The organism is Streptomyces sp. NPDC003248, from assembly GCF_055563235.1.
Map to the genome: position 1 here is coordinate 23,644 of NZ_JBVHDT010000001.1, position 15,112 is coordinate 38,755.

The window sequence follows — 15,112 nt, forward strand, 5'->3', positions numbered from 1 at the left end:
ACGGACGGCTCCTCTCGGGCGGGCGCTCTTGCAGCAACGTGCCTCTTGGTGGCGGCCCTGCCAAGAGGTGGGGTGCTTTCAGGTTGCCCCGGCGGCGGGCCGCGCGTCGACTTTTCCCCTTGAGGCCCGAGGGCGGGGGCCGGCCGGCGGCCGGTCCCTCACACACGGTCCCGCACCCCGCCGCTGTGCAGAACGTCAAACTTCCAGCCCCTGTTTTGTACACATACGGCTCATGACGGGCCCCCGGTGGAGAGCGATAGCCTTGGTGGCGTGATCAGCGCGATATCTCGCGGGGGCGCTGCTGCCCCTGCCCCGCGCCCGGTGACCGCGGACGACGACCGCGACCGGGTGGCAGTCGCTGGTCCGCACGGGCGGGACGGGGCCGCGAGGGCCCCCAGGACGCCGTACCCACCCGGGGCGCGAGTGGCACGGAGATCAGCGTCACACCCCGGAGCGGCGTCGAGAATGGCTGATAATGCCCCGCTCATCTCCCCTTGCGGCATAGCGTCGGAGCAGACCGGAGACCCCGGGACGTGGCGTCGAGCCGCAGGGGAAGAGACCGTACTTCCTTCTACGTCACGCAACGGCGCGCGACAGGAGTCAGAGGACAATGCAGACCAAGCTGGACGAAGCCAAGGCCGAGTTGCTCGAAAGGGCGGCCCTGGTCGCTGAGAACAGCCCGGTCGGGGGGTACCTACCGACCGGGACGACGGACGAGGGCACTCCGGGGATCCCGGACCGCGACGCCGTGCTGTCGTTCCTCCAGCGCTACTACCTGCACACCGCCCCGGAAGACCTCACCGGCCGCGACCCGGTCGACCTCTTCGGAGCCGCCTTCTCCCACTACCGGCTGGCCGAGAACCGCCCGCAGGGCACCGCGAACGTCCGCGTGCACACCCCGACCGTCGAGGAGAACGGCTGGACCTGCTCCCACTCCGTCGTCGAGGTCGTCACCGACGACATGCCCTTCCTGGTCGACTCGGTGACGAACGAGCTGACCCGGCAGGGACGGGGCATCCACCTCGTCATCCACCCGCAGGTCGTCGTCCGCCGCGACCTCACCGGCAAGCTCGTCGAGGTGCTCACGGCACCGCCCGCCGAGGGCCTGCCGCACGACGCGCACGTCGAGTCCTGGATCCACGTCGAGACGGACCGCGAGACCGACCGCGCCGACCTCAAGCAGATCACCGCCGACCTGCTGCGCGTCCTGTCCGACGTCCGCGAGGCCGTCGAGGACTGGGAGAAGATGCGGGACGCGGCCCTGCGCGTCGCCGACGGGCTCGAGGACGAGCCCGTCCCCGGCGACCTGCCCGCGCCCGAGGTCGAGGAGGCCCGCGAGCTGCTGCGCTGGCTGGCCGCCGACCACTTCACCTTCCTCGGCTACCGGGAGTACCAGCTGCGGGAGGACGACTCCCTCGCCGCCGTCCCCGGCACCGGCCTCGGCATCCTGCGCTCCGACCCGCACCACGCCGAGGGCGACACCCACCCCGTGAGCCCGTCCTTCGAGCGGCTCCCGGCCGACGCCCGCGCCAAGGCGCGCGAGCACAAGCTGCTCGTGCTGACCAAGGCCAACAGCCGCGCCACCGTGCACCGGCCGTCCTACCTCGACTACGTCGGCGTCAAGAAGTTCGACGCGGACGGCAACGTCGTCGGGGAGCGGCGCTTCCTCGGCCTGTTCTCCTCCGCCGCCTACACCGAGTCGGTGCTGCGCGTGCCGGTCGTCCGGCGCAAGGTCGACGCCGTCCTGACGGGCGCCGGCTTCTCGCCCCACAGCCACGACGGCCGCGACCTGCTCCAGATCCTGGAGACGTACCCGCGCGACGAGCTGTTCCAGACGCCGGTGGGCGAGCTCCGGTCCATCGTCACCTCCGTCCTCTACCTCCAGGAACGCCGGCGGCTCCGCCTCTACCTGCGGCAGGACGAGTACGGCCGCTACTACTCCGCGCTCGTCTACCTGCCCCGCGACCGCTACACCACCGGTGTCCGGCTGCGGATCATCGACATCCTCAAGGAGGAGCTCGGCGGCATCAGCGTCGACTTCACCGCCTGGAACACCGAGTCGATCCTCTCCCGCCTGCACTTCGTCGTCCGCGTCCCGCAGGGCACCGAGCTGCCCGAGCTGTCCGACGGCGACAAGGAGCGCATCGAGGCCCGGCTGGTGGCGGCGGCCCGGTCCTGGGCCGACGCGTTCTCCGAGGCGCTCAACGCCGAACTGGGCGAGGAGCGGGCCGCGGAGCTGCTGCGCCGGTACGGCAACGCCTTCCCCGAGGGCTACAAGGCCGACCACATCCCGCGCTCCGCGGTCGCCGACCTGGTCCACCTCGAACGCCTCGACGAGCAGCGGGACTTCGCGCTCAGCCTGTACGAGCCGGTGGGCGCGGGACCGGACGAGCGCCGCTTCAAGATCTACCGCAAGGGGGACGCGATCTCCCTGTCGGCCGTGCTGCCGGTCCTCAACCGGCTCGGCGTCGAGGTCATCGACGAGCGGCCGTACGAGCTGCGCCTGGCCGACCGCAGCGTCGCCTGGATCTACGACTTCGGTCTGCGCATCCCGCGCTCCCTGGGCGGCGGCAACGGCGACCACCTCGGGGACGACGGCCGTGAGCGGTTCCAGGAGGCGTTCGCCGCGACCTGGACCGGCAGGGCGGAGAACGACGGCTTCAACGCCCTGGTGCTGAGCGCCGGCCTGAACTGGCGGCAGGCGATGGTGCTGCGCGCGTACGCCAAGTACCTGCGGCAGGCCGGCTCCACCTTCAGCCAGGATTACATGGAGGACACCCTCCGCAACAACGTCCACACCACCCGGCTGCTGGTCTCCCTGTTCGAGGCGCGGATGTCGCCGGACCGGCAGCGCGCCGGGCACGAGCTCGTCGACGCCCTCCAGGAGGAGCTCGAGGCCGCCCTCGACCAGGTGGCCTCCCTCGACGAGGACCGCATCCTGCGCTCCTTCCTCACCGTCATCAAGGCGACCCTGCGCACCAACTTCTTCCAGCGGACCGCCGACGGCACACCGCACGGCTACGTGTCGATGAAGTTCGACCCGCAGGCCATCCCGGACCTGCCGGCGCCCCGCCCCGCCTTCGAGATCTGGGTGTACTCGCCGCGCGTGGAGGGTGTGCACCTGAGGTTCGGGAAGGTCGCGCGCGGCGGTCTGCGCTGGTCCGACCGGCGGGAGGACTTCCGCACCGAGATCCTCGGCCTGGTCAAGGCGCAGATGGTGAAGAACACCGTCATCGTGCCGGTCGGCGCCAAGGGCGGCTTCGTCGCCAAGCAGCTGCCCGACCCGGCCGTGGACCGCGACGCCTGGATGGCCGAGGGCATCGCCAGCTACCGGACCTTCATCTCCGCCCTGCTCGACATCACCGACAACATGGTCGCCGGCGAGGTCGTGCCCCCGGCGGACGTGGTCCGGCACGACGAGGACGACACCTACCTGGTCGTCGCCGCCGACAAGGGCACCGCCACCTTCTCCGACATCGCCAACGAGGTCGCCGAGACGTACGGCTTCTGGCTCGGCGACGCCTTCGCCTCCGGCGGCTCCGCCGGGTACGACCACAAGGCGATGGGCATCACCGCGCGCGGCGCCTGGGAGTCGGTGAAGCGGCACTTCCGCGAGCTGGGCGTGAACACGCAGGTCGAGGACTTCACGGTCGTCGGCATCGGCGACATGTCCGGTGACGTGTTCGGCAACGGCATGCTGCTGTCCGAGCACATCCGCCTGGTCGCCGCCTTCGACCACCGGCACATCTTCATCGACCCGAACCCGGACGCGGCGACGTCGTACGCCGAGCGCCGCCGCCTGTTCGACCTGCCCCGCTCCAGCTGGGCCGACTACGACACCGCCCTGCTGTCGGCCGGTGGCGGCGTCTTCCCCCGCACGGCGAAGGCGATCCCGGTCAACGCGCACGTCCGCGAGGCCCTCGGCATCGAGGGGGGCGTCACCAAGCTGACCCCGGCCGACCTGATGCGGGCGATCCTCGCCGCGCCGGTGGACCTGCTGTGGAACGGCGGCATCGGCACGTACGTCAAGGCGTCCACCGAGTCGAACGCGGACGTCGGCGACAAGGCGAACGACGCCATCCGCGTCGACGGCGCCGACCTGCGCGTCAAGGTCGTGGGCGAGGGCGGCAACCTGGGCCTGACCCAGCTCGGCAGGATCGAGTTCGCCCGGCGCGGCGGCCGGATCAACACGGACGCCATCGACAACAGCGCGGGCGTGGACACCTCCGACCACGAGGTGAACATCAAGATCCTGCTCAACGGCGTGGTCGCCGACGGCGACATGACCGTCAAGCAGCGCAACAAGCTGCTCGCCGAGATGACCGACGAGGTCGGCGGGCTCGTCCTGCGCAACAACTACGCGCAGAACACGGCGATCGCCAACGCCCTCGCCCAGTCCAAGGACATGCTCCACGCCCAGCAGCGGTTCATGCGCCACCTGGTGCGCGAGGGCCACCTCGACCGGGCGCTGGAGTTCCTGCCCGCCGACCGGCAGATCCGCGAGCGTCTCGCCGCCGGCCAGGGCCTGACCGGGTCGGAGACGGCCGTCCTCATGGCGTACACGAAGATCACGGTGTCGGACGAGCTGCTGCACACCTCGCTGCCCGACGACCCCTACCTGCGGACCCTGCTGTACGCCTACTTCCCCGGCGCGCTGCGCGAGCGGTTCCCCGAGCACATCGACAGCCACCCGCTGCGCCGCGAGATCACCACGACCGTCCTGGTCAACGACACCGTCAACACCGGCGGTACGACCTACCTGCACCGGTTGCGGGAGGAGACCGGTGCCTCGCTGGAGGAGATCGTGCGGGCGCAGACCGCGGCCCGGGCGATCTTCCGTTCGGCTCCCGTGTGGGACGCGGTGGAGGACCTCGACAACAAGGTCGAGGCGGCTGTCCAGACCCGCATCCGCCTGCACTCGCGCCGCCTGGTGGAACGCGGCACGCGCTGGCTGCTCAACAACCGGCCGCAGCCGCTTCAGCTCGCCGAGACGGTGGAGTTCTTCGCCGACCGCGTCGAGCAGGTCTGGTCGCAGCTGACGAAGCTGCTGCGGGGCGCGGACCTGGAGTGGTGGCAGATGATCCACGACGAGCTCACCGGCGCCGGCGTGCCCGACGAGCTCGCCACCCGGGTGGCCGGGTTCTCGTCGGCGTTCCCGGCGCTCGACATCGTGTCGGTGGCCGACCGCACGGGCAAGGACCCGCTGGACGTCGCCGAGGTGTACTACGACCTCGCCGACCGGCTGCACATCACCCAGCTGATGGACCGCATCATCGAGCTGCCGCGCGCCGACCGCTGGCAGTCCATGGCCCGCGCCTCCATCCGCGAGGACCTGTACGCGGCCCACGCGGCGCTGACCGCGGACATCCTGTCCGTCGGCAACGGCACCTCGACGCCCGAGCAGCGGTTCACGGCCTGGGAGCAGAAGAACGCGGCGATCCTGGGGCGGGCGCGCGTCACCCTGGAGGAGATCCAGGGGTCGGAGACGTTCGACCTGGCCAACCTGTCGGTGGCGATGCGGACGATGCGGACCCTGCTGCGGACGCATGCGTAGGGCGTGACCGCACCGCGTGAGGGCGCCCCCCGAGGCATCGGGGGGCGCCCTCACGTCTGACGGGACCTACGCCGGCTCCGGGCGCGGCTTCTTCTTCGGCTTGTCGCCGGTGAACGCCTCGTAGGCCTGCATGACCTCTTCCGTGGGGCCGTCCATGCGCAGTTCGCCGCGCTCCAGCCACAGCACCCGGTCGCAGGTGGTGCGTATCGTGTTGTTGCTGTGGCTGACGAGGAAGACGGTGCCGGCGTGCCGGCGCATCTCCTGGATGCGCTCCGCCGACCGCGTCTGGAAGCGCGCGTCGCCGGTGGACAGCGCCTCGTCGATGAGCAGGACGTCGTGGTCCTTGGCGGCGGCGATGGAGAAGCGCAGCCGGGAGCCCATGCCGGAGGAGTAGGTGCGCATGGGCAGGGAGATGAAGTCGCCCTTCTCGTTGATGCCGGAGAAGTCGACGATCTCCTGGTAGCGCTCCTTGATCTGCTCGCGGGACATGCCCATGGCCAGGCCGCCGAGGTAGACGTTGCGCTCGCCGGTCAGGTCGCCCATGAGGGCCGCGTTGACGCCGAGGAGGGAGGGCTGGCCGTCGGTGTAGATCTTGCCGCGCTCCACGGGGAGCAGGCCGGCGACCGCCTTGAGCAGGGTCGACTTGCCGGAGCCGTTGGTGCCGATCAGCCCGATCGCCTCGCCCTTGTGGGCGACGAAGGAGACGTTCTTGACGGCGTGCACGGTGCGGACGCCCGCCGCCTTCTCGGTCTGCTTGCGGCGCAGGATGCGGTTGAGGGCGGCGGTCGCGGAGCCGCGTCCGGCGCCGGTGCCGTTGACCCGGTAGACGATGTCGACGCCGTCCGCGACGACGGTGGGGACGCGCTCGTCGGCGGTGACGCGTCCGCCGGTCGGTGTCGGCTCGGTGAGTCCTGCGGTGTCAGCCACGGCCGTACGTCTCCTCAGCCTTCCAGAAGTAGATGAAGCCGCCGACGCCGGCGAGCAGCGCCCAGCCGGCCGCCCAGGCCCACACGTGCGGGGGCAGCTGGCTCGCGGTGAACGTGTCGATCAGCGCGAAGCGCATCAGGTCGATGTAGATGGCGGCCGGGTTGGCGCGCAGCAGGTCGGCGATCCAGGGCGGCAGGTCGCCGTGCTGGCTGAGCAGGTTGTCGATGCTCCACATCACGCCCGAGGTGTACATCCAGGTGCGCAGGACGAACGGCATCAGCTGGGCGATGTCCGGCGTCTTGGCGCCGAGGCGGGCCAGGATCATCGAGACGCCCGCGTTGAAGACGAACTGGAGCACCAGGGCGGGCACCGCCAGCACCCAGGAGACGGCGGGCGGGACGCCGACGCACAGCAGGATGACCACCAGCGCGGCCATCGAGAACAGCAGCTGTTGCAGCTGCTGGAGGCAGAAGGAGATCGGCAGGGCGGCGCGCGGGAAGTGCAGGGCCCGCACCAGGCCGATGTTGCCGGAGATGGCCCGGGTGCCCGTCATGATCGAGCTCTGGGTGAACGTCCACACGAACACACCCGTGACCAGGAACGGGATGAAGTCCGGCACGCCCTCCTTGGTCTCCAGCAGGACGCCGAAGATGAAGTAGTAGACCGCCGCGTTCAGCAGCGGGGTCATGACCTGCCAGACCTGGCCGAGCTTCGCCTGGCTGTACTGCGCGGTGAGCTTGGCGGTGGCGAACGCGCTGATGAAGTGGCGGCGGTCCCACAGCTGGCGGACGTATTGCGGCAGGGACGGGCGGGCGCCGCTGACCGAGAGGCCGTGCCGGGCCGCGAGGGCGGCGAGGTCTTCGTGGACCTCGGGCCGCGTCGGGGGCGGTGTGTGGAGGACCTGGCTCACATCCGCTGCTTTCACTCGGGGGGTGGGGTGCGTGCGTCCGGCGTGCGCCCGTCGTCGCCCGGCGTTTCCTTACGCTTCTCTTCACGTTCTCTTACGTCGGGACGGGACCGTATCGTCGCAACGTGAGCGTAAGGCGAGCGGGCGTCGGAACGCAACCGTTTCGTCGTCACGGCGAGGCCGTCCGGCCGGGGCCGCGCGGGGGAGGGGCGCGAGGGCGCGTGGGGGAGGGGCGTGAAGAGCGCGTGAGGAGGGGCCTGGAGGGCGCGTGGGGACGGGCCCGTATCGTCGCAACGCCCTATGCTGTCCGCATGACGACGAACGCCGACGGTCCCCAGACGCGTCCGCGCCGCCGGACCCCCGCCGGAGCGGCCGTGCTCCGGGAGGACGTGACGGAGGCCATCCGGGCGGCCGTGTTCGAGGAGCTCGCGACCGTCGGCTACGCGCGGATGTCCATCGAGGGCATCGCCCGGCGCGCCGGCGTCGGCAAGACCGCGGTGTACCGGCGCTGGCGCTCCAAGCTGCACCTGGTGCTGGACGTCGTCTCGGCGATCGCCGTGCAGGGGCTGCCGGCCCCGGACACCGGGAGCCTGGAGGGGGACCTGCGGCTGCTGTACGAGGTGACGTCCCGGGCGCTGCGGCATCCGGTCGCCTCGCAGATCATCCCCGACCTCCAGGCCGAGGCGGCCCGCAACCCGGAGATCGCCGAGGCGATGCAGAAGGCGCTCCGGGACGGGCAGGAGGGGGTCGCGCTGAAGATCGTGGCGGCGGCGGCCCGGCGCGGCGAGGTGCGCGAGGGACTCAACGGCGAACTGGCGCTCGACCTGATCTCGGGACCGCTGTACTGGCGCTCGGTGGTGATCCGTGCCCCGAAGCTGCCCAAGGGATACCTGGACGCCCTGGCGCGCGCGACCGCGGAGGCGATCAAGGCCCTGTGAGCGGGGCCGGCCCTGGGACCACGCCCGAGGCCTGCACCCGAGGCCTGCACCCATCCCTCCCAGCGGAGACGAGCACGTCCTGGACGTCGTGCCTCCCCCTCCTCGGCCGCGAGTCGTCCGTCTCGCAGTCGAACAGGCGCCCGGCCCTACCGCCCCGGCCGGTCGTGGCCCTCCTCGCCGCCGGTGTCCGCCACCGCCGCCGCGTCCAGCGCCTCGGTGAGCCGGTCGAGGCGTTCGCGCAGCTCGCGGATCTCCTCCAGGTCGAAGCCCGTGGCGCCGGCGATCCGGCGCGGCACCCGCAGGGCCCGTTCGCGCAGCGCCGTGCCCTCTTCGGTCGGCCGGACCACGACCGAGCGTTCGTCGCGCGCGTTGCGCTCCCGCCGGACCAGGCCGGCCGACTCCAGCCGCTTCAGCAGCGGTGAGAGGGTGCCGGAGTCCAGCCGCAGGTGTTCGCCCAGCTTCTTGACGGGCAGCTCTCCCTCCTCCCAGAGCACCAGCATCACCAGGTACTGGGGGTAGGTCAGCCCGAGGTCCTTGAGGATCACGCGGTAGACGCCGTTGAACGCGCGCGAGGCGGCGTGCAGGGAGAAGCAGATCTGGCGGTCCAGGCGGAGCCAGTTCTCCTCGGGGGCGGCGGCGCCGGTGTCGGGCGGCGGGGGCGGGGTCATGGCTCCAGGGTAGCTCTTGGAAGCCATTTAGTTGTGCACAACTTAATTGTGTGCTTCACTTCTCGTGGGACGGCCCGGACGCCACCGCGCGAGGACCGGCCACCCCCCGACACCGATCTCCGTAAGGGATGGTTCATTTCCATGGACGCGCTCTACACCGCGGTCGCCACCGCCACCCACGGCCGCGAGGGCCGCACCGTCTCCTCCGACGGCAGGATCGACCTCCAGCTGGCCATGCCGGTGGAGCTCGGCGGCAACGGCCAGGGCACCAACCCCGAGCAGCTCTTCGCCGCCGGGTACGCGGCCTGTTTCGGCAGCGCCCTCGCACTGGTCGGCCGCCAGGCGAAGGCCGACGTCAGCGACGCCGCGGTGACCGCCGAGGTCGGCATCGGCAAGCAGGGCGAGGGCTTCGGCCTCAAGGTCACCCTCCGCGTCGAGCTGCCGGACACCGTGGACGAGGAGACCGGCCGCAAGCTGGTCGAGCAGGCCCACCAGGTCTGCCCCTACTCCAACGCCACCCGCGGCAACATCGAGGTCGACCTCGTCATCGAGTGACGGCCGCGAGTACACGGTGACGGCCGGGAGTACGCGGTGACCGCCGGGAGTACACGGTGAGGCGCCGGGAATCCCCGGCGCCTCACCCGACCCGCGCCAGCACCTCCCCCGTCCGCCGGCTCCACGTCACCACCACCGCCTCCTCGGGCACCCGCTGCCGGCGGGTGAGCAGCAGCCAGCGGACGCGGTGGCGGCGGACGATCGCCGACCGCTCGGCGCGGGTCGACCCCGGGGAGAGGTAGGCGCGGACGTCCGCGAGCCGCCGCAGCCGCTCACCCTCCCCGACCGCCGCGTCCGGCCAGGCGGGCGCGGCGAGGTTCGGCCCGTACCCGGCGATGGCGTGGACGGCGTAGTACCCGTCGGTGATCACCACCTCGCCGGGCCGGATGTACGCTGCGGCCCAGTCGTACGCGGGCCAGCGCGGCGGCTGCGCGAAGCCGACCGGATCCAGCGAGCGCGGTACGACCGCCCCGGCGTGCACGGTCAGGAAGCCCAGGCAGGCCGCGCCCGCCGCGGCCGCCCCCAGCACCCGCCGCCCCGCGCCCCACGGCCGGGGCGCCGCCAGCTCCACCGCCAGCGCGAACTGCGGCGCCACCAGCGTCAGCCCCAGGATCCGCCCGTAGGTGTAGTGACCGCTGACCCAGCCGTACGCCACCACCAGACAGTCCGCGGCGAACATCAGCACCAGCGGATCGCGCGCCGAGACCCGCCCGCGCAGCCACAGCGCCGGCAGCCCCAGCAGCGCCAGCCCGAAGTGGTCCACGAGCCCCTCGTACAGCCGCCGGTGCATCGCGTCCACGCTGCCGTCCCCGGCCAGCGCGAACACGTCGAAGTACGGCCAGGACGCCGCGACGAGCAGCGCCGCCGCGCCCGCGGCCGCCCACCGCAGCACCACCGCCGGCCGCCACCGCCGCTGCCGGCCCAGGACGAGGGCCGCGCCCCCGGTCACCGCCGCCACCGACGTGATCGGATGCACCAGCAGGACCACCCCGTACAGCGCGCCCACCGCCGCGTAGCCGGTGAAGCCGCGCAGCCCGCCCGGCCCCACGAACCGCACCCGCCGCGCGTCCCGCGCGCGTGCCCCCGTCAGCGCCCACGCCCAGAAGGCGAGCCCGATGGCGAACGTCGACGGGTAGCCGAGGTTGCCGGTCATCGACATCAGGCCCAGGTAGCCGCTCCACCACGCCCGCTCGGTGCCCCACAGCAGGGTCATCGCGCCCAGCGCGAACACCGGCGCCCACGGCCGGGGCGTCAGCACCCGCGTGAAGCGGCCGATCCCGGTCAGCAGCACCAGCAGGTTCACCGGCCCCGCGACCCGCAGCACCTCCCAGCCCCGCAGACCGGTCAGCCGGGCGAAGGCGCCCTCGGCCACCGCGTACGGCGAGTAGTAGGGGCTGCCCGCGCCCGGCAGGTCCGCCGTCGGATGGCGCGGACGGAGGAGGTCGGCCCTCAGCCGCTCGACGACCGCCGCGTGCTGGCCCGCGTCGCAGCACAACGGCACCCGCCAGAACGCCAGCGACACCACCAGCCAGAACAGGAACCCGCACACCTGGTACGGCGTCGGACGCCACAGGCGCCCGCCGCGCAGCGCCGTCGCCCCGCGCACCGGACGCCGGATCAGTACGCCGACGCTCATCGGACCGGGAGGAGCGGGAACAGGGGACGGGGCATGGGAGACATCGGCCGTATGTGTTCCCGCCCGCGTCAACAGCCTTGCCGACTGTCACCTCATCGAGTGAGCCTTGACGGTTCCGGTCCGGTCCCGGGGTGCCGGCGGCACGGCCCGCTCCCGGACCGCGGACTGAAGCAGCAGCGGCAGGCCCAGCACCGGCAGCAGCCAGGCCAGCACGATCAGCCGGCCGCCCCAGATGGCGATGTCCGGGTGCCCGGCCTGGGTGAGGACCCCGGTGCAGGCGGCCGCCACCAGGAACACGCCGAACGTCCGCCGCCGGCCGCCCAGCGCCCCCCACGCCCCCGCCGCCAGCGCCGCCGGGAACAGCGGATCTCCCAGCTGCCGCCGCGCCCACTCCCCCCAGAAGTTCCCCTGGAGCTGCCAGAACTCCGGCCAGGGACGGACGCGGTCGGGCCGGGTGAAGTGGTGGGTCAGCAGGTCCTGGAGGCTCTCCGACGCCGACGGGTAGTGCAGCAGCCAGGCCAGCAGCACCGTCCCCAGCACCCCGCACCCGCCCACCGCACCCAGCACCGCCACCCCGCGCCCCACCGGCCCCCCGCGCCGCCGTCGCCGTACGGCGACCAGCGCGCCCGCACCCGCCAGACACAGCCCGAGGAACAGCGCCTGCGAGTGCTTGACCGTGAACAGGGCGGCCAGCGCGCCGCCCACCAGCCCCGCCCCCCACCGCACCCGCCCGTCCAGGGCCAGCGCGCAGCCCCACACCGCCGTCAGCGTCAGCGCCAGCAGCAGCCCCTCGGTCATCGGGCGCATGGCGGTCGCACCGCACGGCAGGACGTAGTACAGCACCTGACCGGTCAGGCAGAACCGGGCCGGCGCGCGCAGGGTCCGCAGGATCAGGAACGCCAGCATCCCGCCCGCCACGGTCACCGCGACGCCCGCCGCCCACATCCCCCACACCACCCCGAACACGGTGACGAACGGGACGAGGAACACCGGATAGCCCGGCCGCACCTCGAAGATCCGCATGAAGCGTTCTGACATGAACGGCACGGTGTGTCCGCCGGTCTGCCCCGCCGCCAGCCGGGCCCCGGCGTTGCGCCACTCCCGCGCGCGGCAGTCGCCGCCGACCCGGGCGCCGGGGTCGGGACGGTGGAAGCGGATCACGTCCACGCTCTGCCGCCGGACGGCGATCGAGGCCTGCCCCGCGCACGCCCAGTCGATCGTGGCGGCCGCCGCCTCCCGCTTGCCCTCCCCCCGCAGGCTCAGCGCGTACGACAGGTAGTTCTTGCTGTCCGGGGTGTCCCGGCCGGTGACGCTCGTGAGCTGCACCAGCGCGAACACGACCGCCAGGACCAGCACCCAGACACGGGGCCGCGAACGGAACCAGGCCCGGACGCCTGTCGGCCCCGGACGCGTTCCCACCCGTGCGCCGACGGGCCGGAGGCGGAACCACATCCGTGCGCCGGCTGGCCGGAGGCGGAACCACATCCGTGCGCCGGCGGGCCGCGGACGGAACCAGTCCCGGCCACCGGCCGGCCGCGGACGCGTCCCCACCCGGCCACCGGCCTGCCGCGCGCGGAACCACATCCGTGCGTCGGCGGGCAGCGCGCGGAACCACACCCGCACGTCGGCGGGTCGCGCGCGGAACCACCCCCGGACGTCGGCCGGCCGTCGGCGCGGGCCCACCCGGTCACCGGCGGATCGCGGGCGCACGCTCACGTGGACGCCAGCAGGTCGTGGGCCGTCGCCGGGCCCGGGACGCGCACCCGCGCCCGCTGCGGCATCGGCTCGCCCAGCAGCAGCGTCCGTACGACCCGCTCGGCCGCCCGCCCGTCGTCGAACGCGCAGAACCGCTCCCGGAAGGCCGCCCGCAGCCGCGCCGACTCCTCGTCGCGCCAGCCGCCGGAGGCGAACAGCCGGGCCAGCTCCCGGTAGTCGCGCGAGACATGGCCGGGCGGCTCGGCGGTGACGTCGAAGTAGACGCCCCGGCTCGCCGCGTACGTGGCCCAGTCGTCGGCGTGGACGACGACCGGCCGGTCCAGGTTCGCGTAGTCGAACATCAGGGCCGAGTAGTCGGTGACCAGGACGTCGGCGGCGAGCAGGACGTCCTCGACGTGCGGTTCGTCGGTCGCGTCGACGAGGATCCCGCGCCGGTGCAGCTCGGCCAGGCCGGTCCCGCGCGCCGGACCGGCCGCCAGGGAGGGGTGCAGCCGCACCACGAGGGTGTGGTCCTCGCCGAGGTCGGCGGCGAACCGGGCCAGGTCGATCCGGTCGACGTGCCCGCCGCGCACGTACTCGCGGCGCGTCGGCGCGTACAGCACGACCGTGCGGCCCTCCGGGACGCCCAGCCGGGCCCGCACCGCCGCGCCCGCGCCCTCGCCCGCGTTCACCAGCACGTCGTTGCGCGGGCTGCCGGTCCGCGCCGACGCGAAGTGGCACGGGTACGCCCGCTCCCACACCAGCTCGGAGTGCGGGTTGGCGACCAGGCTGTGGTCCCAGCGGTCGGCGCGGCGCAGCATCTGCGGCACGTCCACCCCGTACCGGGCGCCGGGCCGCTCCAGCAGGTCGGCCGCCATGTACTTCAGCGGGGTGCCCTGGTGGGTGTGGATGTGGACGCTGCCGGGGCGCTTGACGAGCGAACCGGGCCAGTTGACGTTGTTGACGAAGAAACCGGCCCGCGCGGTCACCCGCCGGTAGGCGGGGGAGTCCAGGAGCACGTGCTCGACGCCGTCCGGGAGCCGCGCGGCCGTCTCCTCGTCCCGCACCACCCACACCCCCCGCAGCTGCGGGGCGATCTCGCGGGCCGTGCGGTAGACGGCGCCCGGATCGCCGAGCACGCCCCGGTGCGAGAACGCCGAGTACACGACGAGGTGCGGATCGAGCGGGCGCCGGGCCTGGACGGCGCCCGCGGCCCGGTGCGCCCGCGCTCCCGCCGCCGCGCGCGCCTGCCCCGCGCGCCGGGCCAGCTCGCGCCCGGCCCGCCCGGCCAGCCGCCGGGCCCGGTAGGCCTGGTAGCCGCCCTCCAGCACGCGCAGCTCGTCGGGGACCGGCTCGGCCGTCCGGTGGGCGCGGAACAGCTCGGCCGTGCGGCGGAAGAACTCGCCCTTGTCCGACGGCGGCAGCCGGTCCGGCTTGGCGAGGATGTCCAGACAGTGCTCGCCCATCTTGCGGTGCAGGTAGGGGCGCCAGCCCGCCAGCTCCGGACGGGAGCCGACGAACGCGAACACCCGCTCGTACTGGTCGTGGACGTCGAAGTGCTTGCGGCTGGTGGTGGACAGGATGTTGCCCTGCCTGCGCTGGCGGTAGTACAGGCAGATCCGGTCCAGCGTGGCGATCCGCTCCGCGCTCAGCATCACCGGGAACGTCCAGGGGGTGTCCTCGTAGTAGCCGGGCGGGAAGCGGAAGCCGTTCGACTCGACGAAGTCCCGCCGGTACACCTTGTTCCACACGACCATCAGCAGGTCGAGGATCTCGGGGCGCTCGGCGGCCGTGAACGTCTCCTGGCCGCAGTCGGCGAGGACGTGCGCGAGGGCGTTGCGGCGGGTGCCGCCCCACCAGTAGGTGCGGGCGTAGTCGAAGACCAGGACGTCCGGGTCGCCGGCCTCGTCGAGGCGGTCGGCCGCCGCGCGCAGGGCGCCCGGGGCGAGGGTGTCGTCGCTGTCGAGGAAGAAGAGGTAGTCGCCGGTGGCGTGCGGCAGGCCGGCGTTGCGGGCGCGGCCGAGGCCGACGTTCTCCGGCAGGTGCAGGACCCGCACCCGGTCGTCGCGGGCCGCGTACGCGTCGAGGATCGCGCCGCAGCCGTCGGGGGAGCGGTCGTCGACGGCGATCACCTCGAGGTCCCGGTACGACTGCTCCAGGACGGAGTCGAGGCACTCGCGCAGGAAGCCCTGCACCTTGAAGCAGGGGACGATGATGCTGAAGCGGGGCACT

9 protein-coding genes are annotated in these 15,112 nt (G+C 72.8%); 3 read left to right on the plus strand and 6 right to left on the minus strand.

The window, feature by feature from the left end; translation table 11 throughout:
* The first annotated feature begins 610 nt into the window (after positions 1 to 610).
* Positions 611 to 5,554, plus strand: a complete 4,944-nt coding sequence (locus ACZ3KJ_RS00105; RefSeq protein WP_467523430.1) for an NAD-glutamate dehydrogenase — start codon at positions 611 to 613, stop codon at positions 5,552 to 5,554.
* A 66-nt stretch (positions 5,555 to 5,620) separates the two neighbouring features.
* Here the strand turns inward: ACZ3KJ_RS00105 and ACZ3KJ_RS00110 are convergent, their stop codons facing one another.
* Entirely contained in the window at positions 5,621 to 6,481 is an 861-nt protein-coding gene (locus ACZ3KJ_RS00110; RefSeq protein ID WP_467523432.1) for an ABC transporter ATP-binding protein, read from the minus strand.
* A complete protein-coding gene (locus ACZ3KJ_RS00115; RefSeq protein WP_467523433.1) occupies positions 6,474 to 7,391 on the minus strand; it encodes an ABC transporter permease in 918 nt (305 codons plus the stop codon). The genes ACZ3KJ_RS00110 and ACZ3KJ_RS00115 overlap by 8 nt, the downstream gene beginning before the upstream one ends.
* Before the next feature lie 308 nt (positions 7,392 to 7,699).
* Here ACZ3KJ_RS00115 and ACZ3KJ_RS00120 point away from each other — a divergent pair, with 308 nt between their 5' ends.
* Positions 7,700 to 8,326: a TetR/AcrR family transcriptional regulator gene (locus tag ACZ3KJ_RS00120; RefSeq protein ID WP_467523435.1), complete on the plus strand. Its 627-nt coding sequence runs from the start codon at positions 7,700 to 7,702 to the stop codon at positions 8,324 to 8,326.
* 146 nt (positions 8,327 to 8,472) lie between these two features.
* Here ACZ3KJ_RS00120 and ACZ3KJ_RS00125 read toward each other — a convergent pair whose 3' ends face one another.
* Positions 8,473 to 8,994 (minus strand): MarR family winged helix-turn-helix transcriptional regulator, encoded by a 522-nt coding sequence (locus tag ACZ3KJ_RS00125; protein ID WP_467523437.1) that lies wholly within the window; start codon positions 8,992 to 8,994, stop codon positions 8,473 to 8,475.
* Between the two features lie 141 nt (positions 8,995 to 9,135).
* Between ACZ3KJ_RS00125 and ACZ3KJ_RS00130 the strand changes: the two genes are divergently transcribed.
* Entirely contained in the window at positions 9,136 to 9,549 is a 414-nt protein-coding gene (locus tag ACZ3KJ_RS00130; protein WP_389523808.1) for an organic hydroperoxide resistance protein, read from the plus strand.
* A gap of 82 nt (positions 9,550 to 9,631) precedes the next feature.
* Here ACZ3KJ_RS00130 and ACZ3KJ_RS00135 read toward each other — a convergent pair whose 3' ends face one another.
* The 3 genes from ACZ3KJ_RS00135 to ACZ3KJ_RS00145 all read right to left on the minus strand — a co-directional run bounded on the left by ACZ3KJ_RS00135 (position 9,632) and on the right by ACZ3KJ_RS00145 (position 15,111).
* Complete coding sequence (locus tag ACZ3KJ_RS00135; RefSeq protein ID WP_467523439.1) at positions 9,632 to 11,185, minus strand: hypothetical protein; 1,554 nt, start codon at positions 11,183 to 11,185, stop codon at positions 9,632 to 9,634.
* A gap of 87 nt (positions 11,186 to 11,272) precedes the next feature.
* Entirely contained in the window at positions 11,273 to 12,541 is a 1,269-nt protein-coding gene (locus tag ACZ3KJ_RS00140) for a hypothetical protein (protein ID WP_467523441.1), read from the minus strand.
* A gap of 356 nt (positions 12,542 to 12,897) precedes the next feature.
* Positions 12,898 to 15,111, minus strand: coding sequence for a bifunctional glycosyltransferase/CDP-glycerol:glycerophosphate glycerophosphotransferase (locus ACZ3KJ_RS00145; RefSeq protein ID WP_467523443.1), 2,214 nt, complete (start codon positions 15,109 to 15,111; stop codon positions 12,898 to 12,900).
* Position 15,112 lies beyond the last annotated feature (1 nt).